This window comes from Denitrificimonas caeni, assembly GCF_027498055.1.
Classification (GTDB): domain Bacteria; phylum Pseudomonadota; class Gammaproteobacteria; order Pseudomonadales; family Pseudomonadaceae; genus Denitrificimonas.
Genome location: NZ_CP114976.1, coordinates 255,390 through 272,263, shown reverse-complemented (window position 1 = coordinate 272,263; position 16,874 = coordinate 255,390). Strand labels below are relative to the sequence as shown.

Sequence of the window (16,874 nt, the reverse complement as noted above, 5' to 3'; positions counted from 1 at the left end):
AGGTCAGCTGTTGGCGTGTTGCTCCAGCCAGCCTTGCAGTAGTAAAGCAGCGGCTAAGGCATCCACAGGTTGTTCTCGATAGCTGCCGCGTTGTTGTCCTTGTGCTAAGCGCTGACCTTTGGCTTCAAATGTCGTAAGACGCTCATCATGGGTATGGACAGGTAAATTAAAACGGCCATGTAAGCGCCGTGCAAATTTTTCGGCACGCACACACATTTCACTGGGTGTGCCGTCCATATGCAGCGGTAATCCTACAACAAGTGCGTCGGGCTGCCACTCTTTTATTAGGGCTTCAATCTGCTCCCAATTAGGGATGCCATCGCGGGCTTTTAAATTGCATAATTCGCGAGCGTGTTGGGTGAGCATTTGGCCGACGGCAACGCCGATTTGCTTGGTGCCGTAATCAAAGCCGAGTAACAGTTGCGGTGCACTCATGAGTGGCCCACTTGGTGACTGAGACGGTCCAAATCTACTCCGAGTAAAGCGGCGGCGGCACTGCGGCGCTCGGCAATTGGCGTGTCGAAAATAATTTTATGATCGGCTGGGCAAGATAGCCACGCATTGGCGCGCAGTTCGTCTTCGATTTGCCCAGCACCCCAGCCGGCATGACCCAGTGCAATCATGCTGGGTGTCGGGCCGTCGCCCTGTGCGATAGCCAGTAGCGCATCTTTGGAAGAGGTTAAAGCCAGCTCGCCAAAATGAGTCGTGCCCTGAAACTCCGGACCGCGCTGGTGCAGGACAAACCCCAGTTCAGCCTGGACGGGGCCGCCATTAAATATTTCTTGATTGTGCGCTGGATCGAAACTTGCGTCTTCGGGCTGTAATTGGGCAAAGACTTCAGCAAGGGTTAAGTCCATATGCCGATTAATGATTAAACCCAGTGCGCCTTCGGCATCATGAGCCAGTAAATACACAACAGATTGCGCAAATGCAGGGTCGGTCATGGTGGGCATGGCAATTAAAAAATGCCCAGCTAAAGAAGGGAATGCGGAGCTCATAGTATTCGACTGTCCTCATCAATAAGCGAAAAAAGAGGCTGCTCAGGAGGAGCAGAATGATTATCGCAGATTATTGACTAGAAAGACGATCGCCGCGCTCAAAGCGCCAGGTGCGAATGATTTCCACTTGGTCGTAGTTGGCGGCCAGCTCGCCCGTGAATGGCGCAAAGGGCGCAGAAAGACGAACGATATTTAACGCCGCAGTATCGAGGATTGGGTGTCCAGAGGACTCGAGAATGCGCATTTGCTCTAATGAGCCGTCGCTTTTAATAATCACCAGTACGCGTAAGCTGCCATACACCCCTTGGCGACGGGCTTCGTCTGGATAATTAAGGTTACCCACACGCTCGACTTTTTTGCGCCAAGCATCACGGTACCAAGCACTGATATCACGTTTGGTTGCCGCTGTGTTCTGCCGGCTGACCCTTGGTCGTTTGGCGTATTGCTGTTGTTCAAAGGCCAGCTCTGCTTCAAGACTGGCAATTTCAGCTGATAACTGTTCGCGATCAATAACGGGTGTTTTGCGAGTAGGTTTAGGCTTGGGCTGTTCTTTGGGTTTGCTGACCACCTTGTGCTGTTGGGGCTGGGTGGTGCTTATCACCTTTTTAACTTCAGGAGTCACTGGGGTTGGTTCTACGCTGCTTTCCACTTGTACTTTATTAACTTTGGTGTCTTGGAAAGGTGCTTTTTCGGTGGTTTTAGGTACCGCTGCTTCTTCGAGCGTACCACTGCCTTGTTGATCGTCTTGAGCGATAAAATCAGCTTTTTCAGGGGCTTTTTCGCTTTTAAACGACGCTAGGGTGACATCCAAACTTTTACTGAGCTCAGGCATATCGCTGACGGTAAAACCTACGCCAAGAATAATGGCGAAGTGTAAAAGGGCAGCAATGAGCACAGTAAAGCCAAGGCGGTCAGCAGCACTGACAGCAGGTTTGGATTCAGCAAAAGGGTAATCAGCAGATTTTTTCATAAGAGTATTAGCATCTCGACAGAGGCGGCAGTCTGCCGAGAAGTAGCGATAAAGTCTATGAACTGGCCTGCACATTTTGTCATAGAGGCAAGTGCAAGCCGAGTTTTTTAGCCGCGGGGAACGAGCTTTTGGGCAATGGCATCCATCAGTTGGTCGCCAATTTTAGTGTCATAGGCGTTATCAATTTCACGGATACAGGTCGGGCTGGTGACGTTAATCTCAGTTAAATGTTCACCAATCACATCCAAGCCGACAAACAACAAGCCGCGCTTGCGCAGTTCTGGGCCAACTTGTGCAGCAATCCAGCGGTCTTTTTCGGTGAGCGGTTGTGCCACACCTCGGCCACCAGCGGCAAGATTGCCACGAGTTTCACCTGCAGCGGGGATGCGCGCTAGGCTGTAAGGTACGGGTTCACCGTCAATCATTAAAATGCGCTTGTCGCCATCTTTAATCGCTGGCAAGTATTTTTGCGCCATGATTTGTTGTGTGCCGTGGGCAGTTAGGGTTTCTAAGATGACCGATAAGTTGGGATCACCTTTTAAATGGCGAAAAATTGAAGAACCACCCATGCCATCGAGCGGTTTGAGAATTACGTCACCGTGCTCCTCGGCAAAATCACGCAGAATGTCGGCACGACGGCTCACTAAAGTAGCTGGAGTGCATTGTGGGAACAGCGTCGCAAAGAGTTTTTCATTGCAATCGCGTAAGCTTTGCGGGCGGTTTACCACTAAGCTGCCGGCTGCTTCGGCCTGCTCAAGTAAATAGGTGCTGTATAAAAACTCGTTATCAAATGGCGGGTCTTTACGCATTAAAATGACATCCAGGTCGGCCAGCGGCTCATCCAGTTCGTCACCTAATTCAAACCAGCAGTCAGGATCATTGAATACTTTTAATGGGCGTAGACGTGCCCGTGCTTCGCCAGAGCGCTGAAAAAGGTCTTGTGGTTCCATGTAAAAAAGTGACCAACCACGGGCTTGGGCGGACAATAACATGGCCAAAGAACTGTCTTTTTTGAATGAAATCTGCGCAATGGGATCCATTACAATTCCAAGACGAACATGCATGATAGAGTCTCCAAAATAAAATAAGTAGCCAATGATGCACCCAAGTTTGGCTGAATAATAGTGTTAGGTTGATCTGAAACTATAGCTTAGATCAATAAACAACCTAGTATGTGCTGGGTTTATGGATTGCAGCAAAATAGTATGCTAAAAAGGCCTGACGACTGGGTCCGCGAATATTGCGTGATGGCAATACAGCATTAGCGCTGCAGAAAAATAACGACTCACCGACGATGGTAGGGCGAAGATGGAACATAAATCAGAAGGTTTAAAGGTAATGGTGATTGACGACTCAAAAACGATTCGTCGCACAGCCGAAACCTTGCTTAAGAAAGTTGGTTGTGAAGTGATCACAGCCGTGGATGGTTTTGACGCGCTCGCAAAAATTGCAGATACACATCCAGATATTATTTTTGTTGATATTATGATGCCGCGTTTAGACGGCTATCAAACTTGTGCATTGATCAAAAACAATAGTGCTTTTCGATCAACGCCAGTGATTATGCTGTCTTCCAAAGATGGTTTGTTTGATAAAGCCAAGGGCCGCATTGTTGGTTCAGATCAGTATTTAACGAAACCGTTTAGTAAAGAAGAGCTGATTGGCGCGATTAAAACGCATGTGCCAGCCTTTACGCCAGTAGAGAGTGCTTCTTAATTGTTATAAGTGGACGGGCAGATTGTGCTGTCTGCATTATTATTCTATGGGGGATTCATGGCTCGTATTTTGATTGTGGATGATTCGCCAACTGAGATGTACAAGTTGGCGGCGATGTTAGAAAAAAACGGACACCAAGTATACAAAGCTGAAAATGGTGCAGATGGCGTAGCGCTGGCTAAGCAAGAGCAACCTGATGCAGTCTTAATGGACATTGTTATGCCTGGCCTCAATGGTTTCCAAGCGACGCGGCAGCTGACCAAGAGTGCAGAAACACAACATATCCCAGTGATCATAGTGACCACTAAAGACCAGGAAACTGACCGGGTTTGGGGTAAGCGTCAAGGTGCGAAAGACTATCTGACCAAGCCGATTGATGAAGCAACACTGATTAAAACCCTAGACGCAGTTTTAGCGGGCTAATGTGCTGTGTCTAATAAAACCAATAAAACAGGGTTGTTAGATGACCGATAAACAGACGCCCTATGAGTTGCTGGTGCACATTGATGCGCTATGCCGAGGCCAGTCACCTGGCTTACCAGCTCAGCAGGAAGTGGCGCAGAGTTGGAGCGGCATTGGTTTTCGAATTGCTGACCAGTATTTCGTGGCACCCATGAGTGAAGTCGCAGAAGTCCTACATGAACCGCGCTATACCTTGTTACCTGGTGTTAAAAGCTGGGTCAGAGGTGTGGCCAACGTACGTGGACGCTTATTGCCAGTAATGGATCTCTGTGGTTTTTTTGGAACTGAGTCAAACAGCGCAAAAAAACTACGGCGTTTATTGGTGGTTGAGCACCGCGATGTATTTGCTGGGTTAACAGTGGATGCTGTGCTGGGGATGCAACACTTTGCGGTGGACTCTTACTCAGAAGAGCTACCTGATATTAATACGGTTTTTGCACCCTTTGTACAGGGTGCTTTTTTATCTGAGCAGCAAGCTTGGCTGGTGTTCAGCCCGCACGCTTTAGCGCGTGATGAAAAGTTTTTAGATGTGGTGGCTTAGCTTCTAAGCAAACATGGGTTTGTGGCATTACAGCAGTTATATACGGATGGGCCAGCTTTCACTGGCTCTTGAGTGATATTGGACTCATATAGTTATGTCGGTCCAGGCGGGGGCCAAAAAATGAAAAAAATACGTGAAAATACTTTTCTAGCAGGGTTACGCGGCAATTTACTTGTTGGCGTGCTCTTTGCTGTCTTGGTGGTATCGGTTGTAGCGCTTTTTGTAAACTTCCTTTATATCAATACACAGTCAGATTACGACAAAGAATACATTACCCATGCGGGTGAGCTGCGTGTTTTATCTCAGCGTATTGCGAAAAACGCCACTGAGGCAGCAGCGGGTAAAGAAGCTGCGTTCGCTTTGCTTAAAGAAGCGCGAGATGACTTTGAAACCCGTTGGGGCTTCTTGGTTGATGGTGACCCAGCCAACAACTTACCGCCAGCGCCAGAGTCGTTGGCTCTGGAAATGGATGCGGTAGGCCAAGACTGGGAAAGCTTAAGAACTAACGCAACAGTTATTATTAATAGTGAAAGGACTGTTATCTCACTACACGAAGTAGCAGAAACCTTAGCCGACACTATTCCGCAGCTACAAATTGAGTATGAAGAAGTCGTTGATATTCTGTTGCAAAGTGGTGCGCCTGCGAGTCAGGTGTCCGTTGCACAGCGTCAAGCTTTGCTGGCTGAGCGAATCATTGGTTCGGCGAACAGAGTGTTGGTGGGTGATGATGACTCGGTGTTAGCCGCAGACATGTTCGGACGTGATGCGAGCTTGTTTGGACGTGTTTTGAATGCGATGCGCGATGGTAACGCCGCAATGGAAATTACTGCAGTAACCGATGAAGAGGCGTTAGAGCGCTTAACTGAGATTGCTGAGCTGTTTGAGTTTGTTTCCGGTTCCGTTGACGAGATTCTAGAAACCTCGCCAGAGTTATTCCAAGTACGTGAAGCCGCTAATAACATCTTTAGCGTATCGCAAGAGCTACTAGATCAAGCTTCTGAGCTGGCTGAAGGGTTTGAGCAGCGCGCCGATGGCCGTGTTTTCAACACCTTACTGGGTTATATTTTAGGTGCCTTGGCACTGGCTTCGATTATTTTGATTGGCTTGATCAGCATGCGTGAAACACGTGTGCGCTTGGCTGAAACGGCTGAGAAAAACGAGCGTAACCAAACGGCGATTTTGCGTTTGCTCGATGAAATTGGTGACCTGGCAGACGGTGACCTGACTGCAGAAGCAACGGTAACTGAAGACTTTACTGGGGCCATTGCCGACTCCATTAACTTTACCATTGACCAACTGCGCGAATTGGTAGGAACCATTAACGGTACTGCCGTACAGGTCGCCGCAGCTGCTCAAGAAACACAGTCCACGGCGATGCACTTGGCTGAAGCTTCTGAGCACCAAGCCCAAGAAATTTCCGGTGCGTCAGCGGCGATTAACGAAATGGCGGTCTCCATTGACCAAGTATCGGCTAACGCCGCTGAGTCTGCTGCGGTTGCTGAGCGCTCGGTATCCATTGCTAACAAAGGTAGTGAAGTGGTGCATAACACCATTACCGGAATGGACAGCATTCGTGAACAGATTCAAGATACTTCCAAGCGTATTAAGCGTTTGGGTGAATCCTCACAAGAAATTGGTGACATCGTTAGTTTGATTAATGATATTGCTGACCAAACCAACATTCTGGCACTGAACGCGGCAATTCAGGCCTCGATGGCCGGTGATGCGGGACGAGGTTTCGCCGTAGTTGCCGATGAGGTTCAGCGACTGGCTGAGCGTTCATCTTCAGCAACCAAGCAGATTGAAGCGCTGGTAAAAACCATTCAGGCCGATACCAACGAAGCGGTAATCTCGATGGAGCAAACCACAGCTGAGGTTGTTCGTGGTGCGCACTTGGCACAGGATGCTGGGGTCTCTCTGGAAGAGATTGAGAAAGTATCGAAAGCCTTGGCTTCCTTGATTCAGAATATTTCTAACGCTGCTCGTCAACAGGCGTCATCTGCCGGTCATATTTCCAGTACGATGAACGTGATTCAAGAAATTACCTCACAGACCTCTGCAGGTACCACAGCAACAGCACAAAGTATTGGTACGTTAGCGAAAATGGCTAACGAGATGCGTGAGTCTGTGTCTGGCTTTACCTTGCCAGACAATAGCAGCGAACAAGCCTAAATAAGCAGGGCGGCATCTATTACAGGTGCCGCACTCACTGAACTTTAGAAGAAGGGCGCATCATGCAGTCTGGCAATGCTTGGGCTTTACAGCCTCTAGCTGACATGACAACAGATGAGTTTAATGACTGGCGAAAACTGCTGGAAGCGCGCTCTGGCATGGTTGTCAGTGAGCAACGCCGTTCGTTTTTACAGGTTAATCTCACTGCGCGTATGCGTGAACTGGGAATTACTGACTACGGCAGTTACTACCAACAAGTTATTGCTGGGCCTTCTGGCGCAGTGGAATGGGTGGTTTTGCTGGATCGTTTAACGGTGCAGGAAACACAGTTTTTTCGTCATGCGCCTTCTTTTGCAGTGGTTACAGAGTTTCTTACGGAAAAAATACACACACAGCCCGCACCTGCGAGCATCGCATTATGGAGTGTGGGCTGTGCCAGCGGTGAAGAAGCATGGTCGCTGGCTATTAGTACGTCGGAAGCACTGCGCACAACCTCGCAGAAAATAGAGTTTGGAGTTACGGCAACTGATATTAGTCATAACGCTTTACGGCAGGCACGGCAGGCTAAATATGATCTGCGGCGCATGGATAACGTGCCAACTGAATGGGTTCAGCACTATTTTACCCAGCAGGCAGATGGCAAATATCAGGTAGTCAATTCGCTGGCTAAGCATTTGTGCTTTGCTAGATTAAATATGCTGGATTTAGCGCAAGCGCCTATTTCCGGGATGGATATTATTTTTTGTCAGAATGTGTTGATCTATTTTCGGCGCTGGCAGCGTCGTGAAATACTCAATCGTTTAGTGGCCCGCTTAGCACCGGGCGGTCTGTTAGTAATAGGTGTCGGTGAGGTTGCCGGATGGCAGCATCCTGATTTAGAACCTGTTGCTGATGAACGCGTTTTGGCTTTTACCCGTAAGGGGTAACACACGGATATGAGCGGAGTAGTTATGGGTGATCGGCACGACTATGTCGCCCTGGAATGGGTTAAAGGCGAAATTGCAGAAACCCTAAAACAGGCACGTCACGCGCTGGAAGATTATGTGGAGAATCCCCAGGATTCAACACGGCTGCGTTTTTGTTTAACCTATGTGCATCAGGTGCATGGCACCTTGCAGATGGTTGAGTTTTTTGGTGCAGCACTGCTGGCCGAAGAAATGGAGCAGCTGGCGCAAGCGTTACTGGAAGAGCGCGTTAATAATGTCAGCGAAGCGCTTGAAGTATTGATGCAGGCAATTTTACAACTGCCGCTCTATTTAGATCGCATTCAAACTGCGCGGCGCGATCTACCGATGGTGGTGCTACCACTGCTGAACGATTTACGTGCAGCCCGTGGTGAGCAGTTGCTGTCGGAAACCAGCCTCTTTACCCCAGCCTTACCGGCTGCCAACGAGCCTCTGAGCGCCGAGCGCGTGCAGCAATTAAGCGTGCCTGAACTTGCGGTGCTACTAAGAAAACTACGGCAAATGCAGCAAGTGGCCCTTGTTGGGGTGCTGCGTGGGCAAGAGTTGCCGACCAATTTAGGTTACTTGGCAAGAGTTTTCTCGCGCTTAGAAACCCTAAGTAAAGGGGCGCCGCTGGAACCGTTATGGCAAGTGACCGCTGGCTTAGTAGATGGCTTGGCCAATGGCAGTGTTGAAGCCGGTGCTTCCGTACGCACTTTATTGCGCCAGGTGGATAGCGAGTTGCGCCGTTTGGTTGCTGAGCAAGCTGAGGGCTTAAATAAACCCGCTGCTGCTGAGCTGATTAAAAATCTCTTATTCTATGTTGCTAAGGCTCAACCCAACTCTGCAAGGCTGGAAAACTTACATCAGTTGTACCGTTTGGATGAGGCATTACCCGATGAGCTGTTCTTAGATGAAGAGCGCGCGCGGATGTCGGGCCCTGACCGCGGCGCAATGCGTTCGGTGGTGGCAGCACTCTGTGAAGAGCTGGTGCGCATCAAAGACAGTCTTGATCTATTTGTACGCAGTGATCGTAGTAAGCTGGAAGACCTGGTCAGCCTGCAAGCGCCGCTGAAACAAATTGCCGACACCTTGGCAGTCTTAGGCTTTGCTCAGCCGCGCAAAATTGTGCTGGATCAGCTGGATGTTGTGGCCGCGCTTATTTCTGGCGCCGCAGAAACCTCTGATGCCGTCTTGATGGATGTTGCCGGTGCTTTGTTGTATATCGAAGCCACTTTAACCGGCATGGTTGGCAGTGGAGATGATACGCCAAGCGAGCAAAGCTTGATGCCAACCACTGATGTTGGGCAGATCCATCGTCTCGTTATTAAAGAGGCTCGCACCGGCCTTGAACATGCCAAAGATGGCATTATTGAATTTATTGCTTCGCAGTGGGATCACCAACATTTAGCCAATGTGCCGCATTTGTTAAATCAGGTGCGTGGCGGATTGGTGATGATTCCTTTGGAGCGCGCAGCAGCACTGGTAGAAACCTGCCGCCGTTATATCGAAGAGCAGTTGCTGGAGAAGCAAGCCATTCCTAACTGGCAGAACCTAGATACTTTAGCCGATGCCATTACCAGTGTTGAATATTACTTAGAGCGTTTAGCTGAAGATCATGCCAGCCAAGGCGAAACTATTTTGGACGTCGCTGAGGAGAGCTTAACCAGCTTAGGTTATGCCCCTTTAGTGCCTGAAGACATTGCGGCTGCGCTAGATACTGCCGAGACTCTAGAAGCAGAAGCAGAAGCAGAAGCAGAAGCAGAAGCAGAAGCAGAAGCAGAAGCAGAAGAAGAAGCAGAAGCAGAAGCAGAAGCAGAATTATTGCTGGATGAGAGCAGTGAGGTTGACTCTGAAGGGCTCGCTGAAATTGAGTTGCTGGATGAGTATGACTTAAGTGCCGACAGTTTACCGAGCAATGCTCAGCAGTATGATTTAGATGCTCTAGATAGCGCAGAGACTGAGGATATCCCTACTCTTTGCGTGGATACTGAGCTTGTTGAAACAACAGAGCTTGTAGCAGATAACTTGCCACTGACGTTAGCAGAGAACGACGGCGCAGAGCAGTCAAAGCCACTGACTGACGAACTCACATTAGACACAGACATAGAGCTTGGCCCAGTTGCTGATAGCAGTTTTGCAGGGCAAATAGTGACGGAGCTCGATGAAATACCTGAAGTTGAGCTAGCACAAGCCATTGTAACAACGACTGAGGCAACGAGTCCTGCGCCCATGTCCTTAGAGGATGTGATGAGTGCCAGTGTTGCCGCGATTAACCCTCCGGCCACTGAGGTGCCGCCCAGTATTCTGCCACCGCCAGCAGATGAAGAACCTGTGGATGAAGAGTTGCAGGAAGTCTTCGTTGAGGAAGTTGAAGAGGTTTTAGAGACCCTCAATGAGTTTTATCCACAATGGCGTGACGACCAAGATAATAAAGCTGCTCTGACCGAAGTGCGCCGTGCCTTCCATACCTTAAAAGGTAGCGGGCGGATGGTTCGTGCATTGGTTGCAGGGGAGCTGGCTTGGTCCATCGAAAATATGCTCAATCGTGTGATTGAGGGTAACTTGCCAGTGGGCGAGACCATGCTTGAGCTCATCGCAGAGGTGATTGAGTTGTTCCCAGAGCTGGCTGCAGAGTATGCCGCTTTGCAACAACGCCAGCGCGATGATGTGGATCAGTTAGCCGCCACTGCCCATGCCTTGGCGAAAAATGAGCCCGTACCGGTTTTTGCCAAGACAGCTGCGCCAACCCAAGAAAGTAGCGCAGCGGAGCTTGCCGCAGAAGAAGATTTAACTGAAAGCTTGACGCTCACTGACACTGCTTATTTAGAATTAGAGCCAGAGCCAGACGCTGAACTCGCGACAATTGCACTCGATACGCTTGAAGAAGCACAGGTGGCAGAAGCTTTAGATCCGGTGTTATTGGAAATCTTTAAGCAAGAAGCGCACGCACATTTGCAAACTTTGGTTGAGTTTCTTGCCGACTGTGCGCAGCAATTGCCAAAGACCATTACCGATGATTTGCAAAGAGCCATGCACACCCTCAAAGGCAGTGCATTTATGGCCGGCATTTTGCCAATTGCCAATGTCGCTACAGTATTAGAGAAGCTGGCTAAAGACTATAAAGCCAACTTGTTAGCAGTTGAGTTTAATGAGGCTTTGCTGCTGAGCGAAGCGGAGCAACTATTGCGCGTTGGTGTTGAGCAACTCGATAGCACCCCCATGCAGGATGTTGCTGGCACCCAGGCCTTCCTCGATAAAATCAATGCGGTGATGCGTGAGCGTTTAGCCAAGGCCGATGGCGATAATGCCGCTGACCCTAAGGGTGCACGTGATCCGAAAGTGATCTCTACTTTCTTGTCGGAAGGTATGGATCTGTTATTGGATATGGACGAGCAGTTGGAGCGTTGGCGCTCCCACCCGGCCGAGCGTCAAGAGCTAGCAGCATTATTAGATGAGCTCAGTACCTTAAGTCACACGGCTGAAATGGCTGAGTTGCCACAAGTTGAAGATCTGTGCAGTGCATTGCTAGAAGTCTATAGCGCCGTTAAAAATGGCCGCTTGCCAACCCAAGAGCGTTTCTTTGCGCAGGCACAACAAGCCCACGAAGCCCTGATTAATATGATGGATCAGGTGGCCGCCGGCTTGCAGGTAGAGCCGCGTCAAGATTGCGTCGACGCGCTCTATGCGTTGATGGCGGATGAGCTTCAGCCTTTTGCACCAGTGGATGACGCAACTGCAGCAGCAACCGATGAGGCGCTGCCAGAGCTATTGTTGGATACTGAAGCTGATATGCAGCCCGCAGCTGCAGAGTTGCCGCTAGCAACTTTAGAGTTAGCGGAACTCGCCGAGCCGGATACAGTAGATATTGAGCTTGAGCCGCTTAGCTTTGCCGCAGAAGCAGAAGCAGAAGCAGAAGCAGAAGCAGAAGCAGAAGCAGAGCTAGTACCTGTTGCTAGCGAGGTTTTTTCACTGGCTGAACTCGATGAGGAAATGATTGATATTTTCCTGGAAGAGGCCATGGATCTGCTAGAAAGCGCGGGTGAATCTTTAGACGCTTGGTTAGCTGCGCCACAAAACAATACTGTGATGTCTGCATTGCTACGTGATCTGCATACCCTTAAGGGTGGGGCAGGCATGGCAGAAATCAAACCCATTGGCGACTTAGCCCACGAGCTTGAGTCGTTGTATGAAGGTCTACTGGATGGTCGTTATAGCCATAGCGATGAGCTAGGCGACTTGTTATTACGCAGTCATGATCGTTTGGCGGTTTTACTCGAGCAGTTACAAGCACGAGAAAACATGCAGCAACCCACTGCGTTAATTGCCAGTATGCAAGCGTTTCGCCGCGGTGACACTGTAGCACTTGAACAGGATGACGATGAAGCTGTTGCCAGCAGTCCTTTAGCGCCTAGCCTTGCAGAGGTTGCAGAGGTTGCAGAGGTTGCAGAGGTTGCAGAGGTTGCAGGCTTTGAGCAAATCCTCGACGAGCCTGCTGTTGACAGCACTTTGGCTCTATCTCTGAATGATGTAGAACCAGAACCAGAACCAGAACCAGAACCAGAACCAGAACCAGAACCAGAACCAGAACCAGAACCACTGGAGCTGGATGGCACTGAGTTGTTTGATGGTGACTTAAGCGCAGAAAGCATTGCCCTTGAACCTGTTGCTGAGGCTGCAGCAGAAGCGTCCTTACCAACCCCAGCAGAAGATGCCGACGAGCAAGATTTACCTGATCCTGAGCTGGTGGATATCTTTCTGGAGGAAGGCTTTGAAATTATTGATAACGCCACCGCGGCGTTATTACGCTGGATCGCCAACACCGATAATGTTTTAGAGTTAGCCACCTTGCAGCGAGATTTGCATACGCTGAAGGGCGGTGCGCGCATGGCGGAAATTCATCAAATTGGTGACTTAGGCCACGAGCTAGAGTTTTTATACGAAGACCTAAGCGCAGGCAAACTCAAGGTGGGTGAACCTGTCTTTACTTTGTTGCAAGACTGTCATGACAGCCTCGCAATTATGCTGGAAGCCTTGCGTGATGAAACCGAGCTGCCGGATGGTCAAGACCTGATTGCGCGGATTAAACACATGCGCAGTGCGCTCAGCGCGCAACAAGAGATGCCCGACAGTATCCAGTTGCAAACGTCGCAAGCCGTACCTGCCGCTACCGAGCCGGCGCAGGATGATATCTCCAGTATCTTTATTGATGAGGCAGATGGACTCTTAGCTGAGCTGGGCGCAGCCTTGGCTGATATAGCCAGTCCGGCTGCCAATGAGCAGTCAATTCAAGCTGGTTTGCGAGCTTTGAATACCTTAAAAGGCGGTGCCCGCTTAGCTGAAGCGCAGGCCATTGGCGATCTGAGCCAGCAGTTGGAAGGGCAGTTATTAACAGCGCAGCAGCAAGACCAGCCTTGGCCAGAAAGCACGTTGCAGTCGTTGCAAGGTATCTATGAGCAGCTGGTGACTGAAGTGAACGCTATTCGACAAACCCAGCCGGAAGACTTGGCTGGGGACTCTCAACCATCACCCGCTGCAGCTCTAGCCACAGCGCAACCCTTGCAGCTGGCAACGCCCATTGTTGCCGCCAGTGCAGTTGAGCATAAAGCCGTAGCGCAGCGCAGTTTGCCTTTTGTGGAGAAAGCTAAATTAGCTGCAGCAGAAGCCAGTGCCCAGCGCGCGCCACAAGAGCAGGTCCGGGTTCCCGCAGAGTTGCTAGAAGGACTGGTGAACCTGGCTGGGGAAACCTCAATTTTCCGTGGTCGTGTTGAGCAGCAAGTGAGCGACTTTGGTTTCACTTTGGGGGAAATGGAAGCCACCATCGACCGTGTTCGTGATCAGTTGCGCCGTCTCGATACAGAAACTCAAGCGCAAATTTTAAGTCGACACCAAGCCGATACAGAAAAGGCGGGTTATGAAGACTTTGACCCGCTAGAAATGGACCGCTACTCGCAGTTACAACAACTCTCGCGAGCATTGTTTGAGTCTTCTTCTGACTTGCTGGATCTAAAGGGTACTTTAGCGGCGCGTAACCGTGATGCGGAAACTCTGCTGCTGCAGCAAGCACGGGTGAATACCGAGTTGCAAGAAGGCTTGATGCGCACTCACATGGTGCCATTTGAGCGCTTATTGCCGCGTTTGCGCCGAGTGGTGCGCCAAATTTCTGGTGAGCTGGGTAAGACCATCAACTTTGAGGTAGCGAACGCTGAAGGTGAGGTGGATCGTAGTGTCTTAGAACGCATGCTGGCGCCATTAGAGCACATGCTGCGTAATGCCATTGACCATGGTATTGAGTCGGCAGCTGAGCGCCGCGCGGCGGGTAAGCCAGAGCATGGTACGATTCGTTTGGACTTGAGTCGGGAAGGCGCGGATATTTTATTAGTGCTCTCCGATGACGGTGCCGGTGTCAATATTGAAGCCGTACGGAAAAAAGCCATTGAACGAGGCTTAACCACTGCTGATGCAGAGCTGACCGAGCAGGAAATACTGCAGTTTATTTTGCAAGCTGGCTTCTCCACCGCGGAGAAAGTTACGCAAATCTCTGGCCGTGGCGTTGGTATGGATGTGGTCAGCTCGGAAATTAAGCAAGTGGGTGGCTCAATTAATATTGACTCACAAGCTGGCGTTGGTACCCGGTTTAATATCCGCTTACCCTTTACTGTTTCGGTGAACCGAGCGCTCATGGTGATGGCAGGCGAAGACTCTTATGCCATTCCCTTGAATACCATTGAAGGTATTGTGCGCGTATCACCCTTTGAGTTAGAAGCGCTCTACGAGCAAGAAAAGCAAGAAGGTAAACCCGCTGAGTTTGACTATGCCGGTCAGACCTATCAGCTTAAATACATCGGCGATTTGCTCAATAATGGTCAGCATCCAAAATTGGTTGCGCAAACCTTGCCGCTGCCCGTGATTTTAGTGCGCTCGAATGAATATGCAGTTGCAGTGCAGGTTGACGTCTTGGCCGGCTCACGGGAAATCGTGGTGAAAAGCCTAGGGCCGCAGTTTGCCAACGTGCACGGTATTTCTGGCGCCACCATCCTTGGAGATGGCCGCGTAGTCGTGATTCTTGACTTGCTTGCGACGATTCGTTTGCAGCAAAACCGTCAAGGTCTAGCCGGCTCTGCAGGGCATGCCTTGCTACCAACAGAAACCGCCAAGCAAGACGCTAAGCTGGTGATGGTGGTGGATGACTCCATCACCGTACGTAAGGTCACCACGCGCTTGTTGGAACGCAATGGTATGACCGTGATGACAGCCAAAGATGGGGTTGATGCGATTGCCTTACTGCAAGAGCGCAAGCCCGACATTATGCTGTTAGATATTGAAATGCCGCGTATGGATGGTTTTGAGGTGGCAACTCTGGTGCGCCATGATGCACACCTTAAAGACTTACCCATTATTATGATTACGTCGCGTACCGGGGAAAAACACCGTGAGCGGGCGATGGCGATTGGTGTCAATGACTATCTGGGTAAGCCCTACCAAGAGACTGTGCTGTTAGAAGCAATCGATAAACTGATTAAGAGTAATGACTGATTGCGCTGCTGTTCGGGTTGCCGTTGTTGCGGATACGCCCTTACAGCGGCATATTTTGCAGCAGCTTCTCGTTAAACAAGGCTATCAAGTGGTACTCAATAGCGCTCCACAGCATTTGGATCGGAGCGCTTTAGAGCATTGCGCAACGGATTTGTGGCTGTATGAAACAGTGAGCTCTAACGATACCCTGTGCCCGTCCTTGGAGTACTTTTTAGCTGAGCCCAGTGCGCCAGTGTTATTTGGTGAAGGGGCAGCACCGGCACTAGGCACGGAAGATTATCCACGCTGGGAGCGCAGTTTACTGAAGAAAATCGTGCAACTGACCGGGCATATAACGCCAGCGGCTACTGTCGTACCGGTGCTTGATCAGCCATTGCCGACAGCGAATCGGCTCAGGTCAATTGAGCTGCCTCAGTATTTTCACAAGCATCCGGTTGATAACACACAGCCCGCCCAGCAAGTGTGGTTGCTGGCAGCGTCCATGGGTGGTCCGCAAGCGGTTAAAACTTTTTTAGATGTCTTGCCGCAAGGTTTGCCACTAGGCTTTATTTACGCCCAGCACATTGATGCTGCCTTTGAGGGGCATTTACCCCAAGCCGTGGGACGGCACAGCCAGTGGTCGGTGCGCTTGCTTGCTGAGCATCCTTTTGTCCGTGCCGGTGAAGTGGTCATCGCGCCAATTCAGCAAGAGCTGACTTTCGCTCACGATCATAGTTTACTGATGCGCGACAAGCCTTGGAGCGGTCCTTACCAGCCTTCCATTGAACAAATGATGCGCAATTTAGCCCAGCACTATGGGGCTGCTTGTGGGGTCATTGTCTTCAGTGGCATGGGTGATGATGGCAGTTGCGCAGCGTCTTATGTGCAGCAACAAGGTGCCCAAATATGGACCCAGAGTGCCGATAGCTGCGCTTGCTCAAGTATGCCCGACAGTGTTCGCGCCGTTGCTGGCAGTGTCTTTAGTGGCAACCCAGAGGAGTTAGCCTACGAGTTGGTGCAATACTTATTACATAACACACACAAACAGCATGATGCTCAAGAGAGGAAGGTGCAATGACCCAAGCCCTAGTTGTTGATCAGGCCGCGAGCCAGTTAACCGGATTATTATTGACGCTCAATGATCGATTATTGTTGCTTCCCAACACCGCCGTTGCGGAGCTGGTGCCGTACCGTAACGTGCAGGCTGCACAAAACTCACCTGCTTGGTTGCTGGGGCAGATCCCATGGCGTGACTTAAGCTTGCCGTTGCTGTCTTTTGAGGCCGCTTCCAGTGATGCTGCGGTGAACACTGACAGTGCGCGCGTGGTGATTATTAACGCTTTAGGTGGACGCGCGAAGTTTCGTTTTTTTGCTTTGGTGATTCAAGGTATTCCGCGTTCCGTACGCATTGATCCAAGTTTGGCACGGGTTAGCCAAGAGCCTTTGTTGCCTTTGGAGTTGGATGCGGTGAGCCTTGACGGTGAAATTGCGAAAATACCTGATTTGGCAGGGTTAGAGCAAAAGCTGGCTGATCTTGATTTGATTTGAGTGTAAGC

Annotated in this window: 12 protein-coding genes; 8 read left to right on the top strand and 4 right to left on the bottom strand. The window is 50.2% G+C overall.

Annotation, left to right across the window (positions count from 1 at the left end):
• Nucleotides 1–3: 3 nt before the first annotated feature.
• From ruvX to gshB, 4 genes are all read right to left on the bottom strand, one after another.
• Complete coding sequence (gene ruvX, locus O6P33_RS01360; RefSeq protein WP_269818466.1) at nucleotides 4–435, bottom strand: Holliday junction resolvase RuvX; 432 nt, start codon at nucleotides 433–435, stop codon at nucleotides 4–6.
• Entirely contained in the window at nucleotides 432–998 is a 567-nt protein-coding gene (locus O6P33_RS01355) for a YqgE/AlgH family protein (RefSeq protein WP_269818465.1), read from the bottom strand. Before O6P33_RS01355 ends, ruvX begins: the two co-directional genes overlap by 4 nt.
• 70 nt (nucleotides 999–1,068) lie before the next feature.
• A complete protein-coding gene (locus tag O6P33_RS01350; RefSeq protein ID WP_269818464.1) occupies nucleotides 1,069–1,968 on the bottom strand; it encodes an energy transducer TonB in 900 nt (299 codons plus the stop codon).
• 107 nt (nucleotides 1,969–2,075) lie between these two features.
• Complete coding sequence (gshB, locus tag O6P33_RS01345) at nucleotides 2,076–3,032, bottom strand: glutathione synthase (RefSeq protein WP_269818463.1); 957 nt, start codon at nucleotides 3,030–3,032, stop codon at nucleotides 2,076–2,078.
• 244 nt (nucleotides 3,033–3,276) lie between these two features.
• On the opposite strand from gshB, the gene pilG reads away from it, so the two are divergent.
• From pilG to O6P33_RS01305, 8 genes are all read left to right on the top strand, one after another.
• Nucleotides 3,277–3,684 (top strand): twitching motility response regulator PilG, encoded by a 408-nt coding sequence (gene pilG / locus O6P33_RS01340; protein ID WP_269818462.1) that lies wholly within the window; start codon nucleotides 3,277–3,279, stop codon nucleotides 3,682–3,684.
• A 57-nt stretch (nucleotides 3,685–3,741) separates the two neighbouring features.
• The gene (gene pilH / locus O6P33_RS01335; RefSeq protein ID WP_269818461.1) at nucleotides 3,742–4,107 is read left to right on the top strand and encodes a twitching motility response regulator PilH; all 366 of its coding nucleotides are present in this window, start codon (nucleotides 3,742–3,744) and stop codon (nucleotides 4,105–4,107) included.
• A 40-nt stretch (nucleotides 4,108–4,147) separates the two neighbouring features.
• A complete protein-coding gene (locus tag O6P33_RS01330) occupies nucleotides 4,148–4,687 on the top strand; it encodes a chemotaxis protein CheW (protein ID WP_269818460.1) in 540 nt (179 codons plus the stop codon).
• A 120-nt stretch (nucleotides 4,688–4,807) separates the two neighbouring features.
• On the top strand, nucleotides 4,808–6,859 hold the full coding sequence (locus O6P33_RS01325; protein WP_269818459.1) for a methyl-accepting chemotaxis protein: 2,052 nt from the start codon (nucleotides 4,808–4,810) through the stop codon (nucleotides 6,857–6,859).
• A 62-nt stretch (nucleotides 6,860–6,921) separates the two neighbouring features.
• Nucleotides 6,922–7,785: a CheR family methyltransferase gene (locus O6P33_RS01320; RefSeq protein ID WP_269818458.1), complete on the top strand. Its 864-nt coding sequence runs from the start codon at nucleotides 6,922–6,924 to the stop codon at nucleotides 7,783–7,785.
• Nucleotides 7,786–7,809: 24 nt separating this feature from the next.
• Entirely contained in the window at nucleotides 7,810–15,339 is a 7,530-nt protein-coding gene (locus O6P33_RS01315; RefSeq protein ID WP_269819438.1) for an Hpt domain-containing protein, read from the top strand.
• On the top strand, nucleotides 15,332–16,396 hold the full coding sequence (locus O6P33_RS01310) for a chemotaxis protein CheB (RefSeq protein WP_269818457.1): 1,065 nt from the start codon (nucleotides 15,332–15,334) through the stop codon (nucleotides 16,394–16,396). Before O6P33_RS01315 ends, O6P33_RS01310 begins: the two co-directional genes overlap by 8 nt.
• Nucleotides 16,393–16,866 (top strand): chemotaxis protein CheW, encoded by a 474-nt coding sequence (locus O6P33_RS01305; RefSeq protein WP_269818456.1) that lies wholly within the window; start codon nucleotides 16,393–16,395, stop codon nucleotides 16,864–16,866. Before O6P33_RS01310 ends, O6P33_RS01305 begins: the two co-directional genes overlap by 4 nt.
• The last annotated feature ends 8 nt before the right edge of the window (nucleotides 16,867–16,874 follow it).